The sequence below is a fragment of the Bradyrhizobium zhengyangense genome, from assembly GCF_022012435.1.
GTDB lineage: Bacteria > Pseudomonadota > Alphaproteobacteria > Rhizobiales > Xanthobacteraceae > Bradyrhizobium > Bradyrhizobium zhengyangense.
In genome coordinates this window covers 314,877-320,876 of sequence record NZ_JAKLUA010000008.1, presented here as the reverse complement: position 1 = coordinate 320,876, position 6,000 = coordinate 314,877, and the positions used below count along the sequence as shown (strand labels likewise).

General features: G+C 65.5%; 7 protein-coding genes. 4 read left to right on the top strand and 3 right to left on the bottom strand.

Features of this window, described 5'->3' with window-relative positions:
* Positions 1–123: 123 nt before the first annotated feature.
* Positions 124–807, bottom strand: a complete 684-nt coding sequence (locus tag L6637_RS25215; RefSeq protein WP_237860384.1) for a DUF1345 domain-containing protein — start codon at positions 805–807, stop codon at positions 124–126.
* 78 nt (positions 808–885) lie between these two features.
* Complete coding sequence (locus L6637_RS25210; protein WP_237860382.1) at positions 886–1,809, bottom strand: polyprenyl synthetase family protein; 924 nt, start codon at positions 1,807–1,809, stop codon at positions 886–888.
* A 161-nt stretch (positions 1,810–1,970) separates the two neighbouring features.
* Here L6637_RS25210 and mtgA point away from each other — a divergent pair, with 161 nt between their 5' ends.
* The 3 genes from mtgA to L6637_RS25195 all read left to right on the top strand — a co-directional run bounded on the left by mtgA (position 1,971) and on the right by L6637_RS25195 (position 3,790).
* Positions 1,971–2,645, top strand: a complete 675-nt coding sequence (gene mtgA, locus L6637_RS25205) for a monofunctional biosynthetic peptidoglycan transglycosylase (RefSeq protein ID WP_237860380.1) — start codon at positions 1,971–1,973, stop codon at positions 2,643–2,645.
* Between the two features lie 170 nt (positions 2,646–2,815).
* A complete protein-coding gene (gene rpmF, locus L6637_RS25200; RefSeq protein WP_007598106.1) occupies positions 2,816–2,998 on the top strand; it encodes a 50S ribosomal protein L32 in 183 nt (60 codons plus the stop codon).
* A 153-nt stretch (positions 2,999–3,151) separates the two neighbouring features.
* Positions 3,152–3,790, top strand: coding sequence for a hypothetical protein (locus tag L6637_RS25195; RefSeq protein ID WP_237872349.1), 639 nt, complete (start codon positions 3,152–3,154; stop codon positions 3,788–3,790).
* Positions 3,791–3,796: 6 nt separating this feature from the next.
* On the opposite strand, the gene L6637_RS25190 is transcribed toward L6637_RS25195, so the two are convergent.
* Positions 3,797–4,057, bottom strand: coding sequence for a hypothetical protein (locus L6637_RS25190; protein WP_237872364.1), 261 nt, complete (start codon positions 4,055–4,057; stop codon positions 3,797–3,799).
* A gap of 219 nt (positions 4,058–4,276) precedes the next feature.
* Here L6637_RS25190 and L6637_RS25185 point away from each other — a divergent pair, with 219 nt between their 5' ends.
* Positions 4,277–5,971 (top strand): putative bifunctional diguanylate cyclase/phosphodiesterase, encoded by a 1,695-nt coding sequence (locus tag L6637_RS25185; RefSeq protein WP_237872347.1) that lies wholly within the window; start codon positions 4,277–4,279, stop codon positions 5,969–5,971.
* Positions 5,972–6,000: the final 29 nt, after the last annotated feature.

Sequence of the window (6,000 nt, the reverse complement as noted above, 5' to 3'; positions counted from 1 at the left end):
GTGCGCCGGGGCCCCTCACCCGGATTGCACAGGCGCGCAATTGCGCGCCTGTGCAATCCGACCTCTCCCCGTTGGGGAGAGGTGAAACACGGGACCGCCGACCAAACCTAATTTCATCGCGCTTTAGTTCGCGATCGCGCTCGCTGCGATGTTCACCGTCAGCGCCAGCAGGGCCGTGTTGTAGATGAAAGACACGATGCCATGCGCCGTGGCGGTGCGCCGGATGGTCTTGTCGGTGATGCCGACGTCGGAGACCTGCGCAGTCATGCCGATCACGAACGAGAAATAGACGAAGTCCCAATAGTCGGCGTGGTCTTCCTTGTCGCCGCTCGGAAACTGCAATCCGCCCACCGGAGCGCGATAATAGTCATGCGCGTAGTGCAGCGCGAAGGTGGTGTGTACGGCCGCCCAGGACAGCACAATCGTGGTGATTGCGATGGTCAGCTCTGTGGCGCCGCGATGGACGCCGAGCTCGGCGACGATCGCAGCGATGCTCGCGAACGCGCCGATCGCCGTCACCAGCAGGATGACGAAGCGGCCGTCGTCCTGCATCGCGGCGCCGCGGCGGATGTGCTGGTGGTCGTTGCACAGCATCATCGTGTAGACCAGCACGAGATAGACCGCGATCAGCGCATCCCAGCCGAATAGCAGCCGCGTCACCAGCCGGTACGAACCGGGAATGAGCAGGCAGACGAGGACGCCGACGGCAAGCGAGATGAAGGTCCGCGGTCGCGCGTAGATCAGCCGCATCGGCCGCGACATCTGGCGGAAGCGGGCGAGGACGGGATCTTCTTTGTCAGTGGCCATGATCGGTGATGGCTCTCTCGCTACCGCCGCAGCGGCGGTCTGCTCCCTCGCCCCGCTTGCGGGGAGAGGCGAAGATCGTCAGTTCTTCCGCTCGGCGACGAAGTGCGCGGCGGCTTGCAGCACGGTGGCGCGGTCGCCGAAGATCGAGATGGCGCTGTCGGCGCGGGCCAGCAGATCGCGCACGCGCTGCTTGGCGCCGTCGATGCCGAGCTGGGTCACGAAGGTGGTCTTGCCGAGCGCGGCATCGGCGCCGGCCGGCTTGCCGAGCGCGGCCGCATCGCCTTCGACGTCGAGCAGATCGTCGGCGATCTGGAAGGCTTCACCGAGTGCGCGGCCGTAATCGTCGAGCGCCTGATATTCCTGCACCGAAGCCTGGCCGAGCAGCGCGCCGGCGATGCAGCCATAGCGGAGCAGCGCGCCGGTCTTCATCTGCTGAATACGGGCGACGTCGATCGGCTCGTTGCCGCCAAAGCGGCCTTCGCCGGCGAGGTCGAGAATCTGGCCGCCGACCATGCCGCCGATGCCCGCGCAACGCGCCAGCGCGCGCGTCAGCAGCAGTCGCACATTGGCGTCGCGATGCACCTCGTCGCGGGTGATGATGTCGAAGGCGATCGTCAGCAAGCCGTCGCCGGCGAGGATCGCGGTCGCGTCATCGGTCTGCTTGTGCAGGGTGGGCCGGCCGCGGCGCAGGTCCGAATTGTCCATCGCCGGCAGATCGTCATGGATCAGCGAATAGCAATGGATGCATTCCAGCGCTGCGCCGACGAGCAGAGCCGCCTCGCGGGGAACGCCGAACACGGCCGCACTTTCGACCACCAGGAACGGCCGCAGGCGCTTGCCGCCGTTGAGGCTCGAATAGCGCATGGCGTCCATCAGCCGCTTGGGGCGGGCGATCTCATCGTGCAGGATGTCGTCCGACAGCAAACGCCCGAGCAAGGCTTCGGTGTCATCAGCGGTCTTGTCCAGACGCTTGGCGAAATCGGACGGGGACGTGCCGGTCATCAAGAAAGGCTCCAGAACTAAAAATTCGGCGGACAATCCTTTATGCGCCCGTTCCAGTCAATCGTTTGGAAGGCCTAAAAAGTGCTGGAAAAGGCCCGAATTATCACAGACTTAATGCCGGGATCCGTGACCGCGTTTCATTTCCCGCCGGAAAGGCCGAATTGCGCATCGTCAAAATCCTGCTGGTAGCGCTCGCGATCGTGGCTCTCGCGCCCTATGTGGTCGCGCCGTTCTACCGCACCGGTCACCCGGTTTCGACGCTGATGGCCTGGCGCTCGCTGACGGGCGCGCCGATGCATCGCGAATGGATCGATCTGGCCGAGATGTCGCCTTACCTGCCGCGCTCGGTGGTGGCGGCCGAGGATGCCCATTTCTGCAAGCATCACGGCATCGATTGGGGCGCGCTGCGCGAGGCGATCAACGATGCGCAGGAGGACGGCACCGCCTTCCGCGGCGCCTCCACGATCACCCAGCAGGTGGCGAAAAACCTGTTCCTCTGGCAGGGGCGGGATTTCGTCCGCAAGGCGCTGGAGTTTCCGCTGGCGCTCTGGATCGATTTCGTCCTGCCCAAGCACCGGATCCTGGAAATTTACCTCAACATCGCCGAGCTCGGGCCCCAGGGCCAGTTCGGGGCGGAGACCGGCAGCGCCTATGCTTTCGGCAAGTCGGCCGCAAACCTCTCCCCCCGGGAGGCGGCCCTTCTGGCCTCGATCCTGCCGAATCCGGTCAAACGCAGCGCCAGGGCCCCGGGGCCGGGCGTCAGGCGGCTGGCCGGGACCTATGTGGCCAGGGCGCAGGCGTCTTCGCTTTTGACCTGCTGGCGGGAAAATCGCTGATTTCGGGCCCTTTTTGGGCGCATTTTCCGCTCCTGAACCCTAGCTTTACGGCCAGCCTTCCTCTATAAGCCCGGCCTTGATCGGCATTCAGCTCGCCTCGTATTGCGGGTGCTGAGCCGTCCCCTCGCGGACGATGCCCGGATGAACACCAATCCCTAGAGGATATTGAAATGGCCGTTCCGAGACGTAAAACTTCGCCGTCGCGCCGTGGCATGCGCCGCTCGGCAGACGCCATCAAGAAGCCGACCTACGTGGAAGACAAGGACTCCGGTGAGCTCCGTCGTCCGCACCATCTCGACCTCAAGACCGGCATGTACAAGGGCCGTCAGGTCCTGAAGAAGAAAGAGTCCTAAGGACTCTTCTCAGGCAGGGTTATCCTCAATCAGGATGACGTGACCCGCCTGATTTCGGCCGAACCATGAGATATGACAGTAACGGCGGCGGAGCGGATGCTTCGCCGCCGCGTTGTCCTGCCCGGACATCTTGATCGAGAAGGCGCATTGCCGATGGTCGGTTTCCCGCTGCTTCTGATTCCGCTTGCGGTCTACAACATCATCGCCTTCCTGATGCCCAGCGTGTCCTTCTCGGACGTGCTGTTCAAGGTGCCGATGATCACGGGCGTGGCCTGGCCGGTCACGCTGGCCGATCTGCTGCTGGCGCTCGGCGTGCTGCTGCTGCTGCTCGAAGTGGTCAAGGGCGCGCGGCCCGGCGCGAAATTCCTCATGGATCATCTGCTGTCGCTGATCATCTTCGGCGCCGCCGCGGCCGAATTCGTGATGTGGCCGAAATTCGGCAACTCGACCTTTTTTCTTCTGGTGCTGCTCTCGATGGCCGATTTCCTCGGCGGTATCGCGCAACGCACACGCCGCCGCATTGCCTATGTGGCCACGGAGACGGTGACAGTGCCGCGCAAGGCCAAGCGTCAGGCCGAGGCGCCGCCGCCAGCGTCAACGTTCGAGCCGAAGCTCGATCCCGCGCCGGCACCGCAGCCTGAGCGGCCCGCACCCTCGGCGCAATCGGTGGCCGAATCCGTCTTGATGGATCATCCCGCACCGAAGCCGGGCATCGCGCCGTCGCCGGAAATTCCCTCACCGCATTTGCAGCCGGGCAACGGCACGCCGTCCTCGCCCGAAGAACCGCGCTGAGCGGCGCTACGCCACCTGACGCGTGCGTGAGCTGACGCTGGGAAGCGGGAGCTTGCTGCGATAGGCCGTGCGAGCGTCCTCGGACGAGCCGCGGCGCAGCCGGCTCGCCTGGGGCAGGTGCTCGGCATTGGCGATCAGCTGGGTGACGAAGCTCGGATCGGGGCGCGTCAGCTTCACCTTGCGGACCAGCTGCAAGACCGGCGTGAGCGGGACCAGCGCGGTACTCGCTTCCCGCGTTGTTTCTTCGATCTGATCCCAATTCACCATCGCAACACCGCTGATCCGGTTGAACTGGCCCGTTTTGGGACGCAGGCGCCGGTGCATATGATGGTCTCGCAAGGGCTATGCCGGCCGAGCCTATTCCGTTCCGCGGGCGTCGGAAACGTGGTTTCCAAATTGTTTATGAACTTTGCCTAGGGTCGGAGACGAATCTGGCCGTATCCTGTGCCGGCTCAGGACTCCCCGCTGTCCCGAAACGAGGCGCTTTTGACCCCCGCATTGCCGCAAGCCTCCGAAATCCTCGCCGCCCTCGGCCAGGCCGTGTTCGTCTGGGATCTCGCCAGCGACGCGATCGTCTGGGGTGAGCAGGTCGGCGCCATCTTCCCCGGCATTCCCGCCGAGCGGCTCGCCACCGGCGCCGAGTTCGCCAAGCTGATCGAGCCTGCGCAAGGCTTGCGGGCCGCCGCGCTGGCGCAAACGTCCGCCGTGCACGGCGCTGACGGCACGCCCTACCGGGTCGAATATGGCGTGCGCATGAGCGCTTCCGATCCGGTGGTCTGGATCGAGGAGACCGGCCGCTGGTTCGCCGGCGCCGACGGTCGCCCGACGCGCGCGATCGGCTCCGTCCGTATCAACAACGAGCGGCATGCCCGCGACGAGGAATTGGCGAGGCTTGCCCGGCTCGATCCACTGACGGGCGAGCTCAACCGTTTGCATCTGATCGCGGCGCTGGCCGAAGCAATCGAGGAGACGAGCCGTTTCCGCTCGACCGCGGCCTTCATGCTGGTCGGCATCGATCATCTCGCCCGCGTCAACGACGCCTTCGGCTTCGATGTGGCCGATGCCGTGATCCTCGATGTCGCCAAGCGGATCCGCACGCGCTTGCGCGGCGGCGACGTGCTCGGCCGCTTCTCGGGCAACAAGTTCGGCCTGATCCTGAAGAACTGCACCGTCGACGACATGAACGTCGCCGCCGAGCGCTTTCTCGCCGGCGTCCGTGACGAGGTGGTGCCTACCAAGTCAGGTCCGGTCTCGGTCACCGTCTCGATCGGCGCCGTCAGCCTGCCGCGCTATGCCCGCAACACCGACGAGGCGATCAATCGTGCCCATGAGACGCTCGACGCCGCCAAGCGTCGCCGCGCCGGTGCGTTCGCGGCCTGGCGCCCGGATGCGACCCGCGATGCGCAGCGCCGCGTCAACATCCGTGTCACCGATGAGATCGTCACCGCGCTGAACGAGCGCCGCATCAAGCTCGCTTACGAGCCGGTCGTGTCGGCCGCCACGCGCGAGGGCGCATTCCACGAATGCCTGGTGCGGATGGACCAGGGCGACGGCCAGGTGCTGCTCGCACCCGACATCGTGCCGGTCGCCGAGCGGCTCGGCCTGATCCGCCTGGTCGACCACCGCGTGCTCGAGCTCGTGGTCGCCGAGCTTGCGGCCGCGCCCGATGTCAGGCTCAGCCTGAACATCTCGCCCGATACCACGATGGATCCCGACTGGTGGGCCGGAATCGAATCGCTGATGCGCGCGCATCCCGGCGTTGCCGAGCGGCTGATCGTGGAGATCACCGAGACGGTCGCGATCCAGGATATCGACGACGTCCGCGCCTTCGTCAGCCGGCTCAAGAATTTCGGCAGCCGCATCGCCATCGACGATTTCGGCGCCGGTTACACCTCGTTCCGCAACTTACGCAAGCTCGGCGTGGATATCGTGAAGATCGATGGCGCCTTCGTGCAGAACATCAACCATTCCGCCGACGACCGCGCCTTCGTGCAGACCCTGATCGACCTTGCCCGCCGCCTCGACATCAAGACCGTGGCCGAATGGGTGCAGGACGAGGAGGCCGCCGCCATGTTGCGCGACTGGGGTTGCGACTACATCCAGGGCCGCCTGATCGGCCTCGCCTCAGCCGACCGTCCCTGGAGCGCGCCGCCGGACAGCGCGCTGCCCGCGGCCAGCTGAGGTCTCGCAGGGTCGGCAAAGGCGCCCTT

Bases quoted from the DNA above. Each gene is read 5' to 3' on its own strand.
- L6637_RS25215 (WP_237860384.1), bottom strand. From the start codon at position 807: ATGGCCACTGACAAAGAAGATCCCGTCCTCGCCCGCTTCCGCCAGATG.
- L6637_RS25210 (WP_237860382.1), bottom strand. From the start codon at position 1,809: ATGACCGGCACGTCCCCGTCCGATTTCGCCAAGCGTCTGGACAAGACC.
- rpmF (WP_007598106.1), top strand. From the start codon at position 2,816: ATGGCCGTTCCGAGACGTAAAACTTCGCCGTCGCGCCGTGGCATGCGC.
- L6637_RS25195 (WP_237872349.1), top strand. From the start codon at position 3,152: ATGGTCGGTTTCCCGCTGCTTCTGATTCCGCTTGCGGTCTACAACATC.
- L6637_RS25190 (WP_237872364.1), bottom strand. From the start codon at position 4,057: ATGGTGAATTGGGATCAGATCGAAGAAACAACGCGGGAAGCGAGTACC.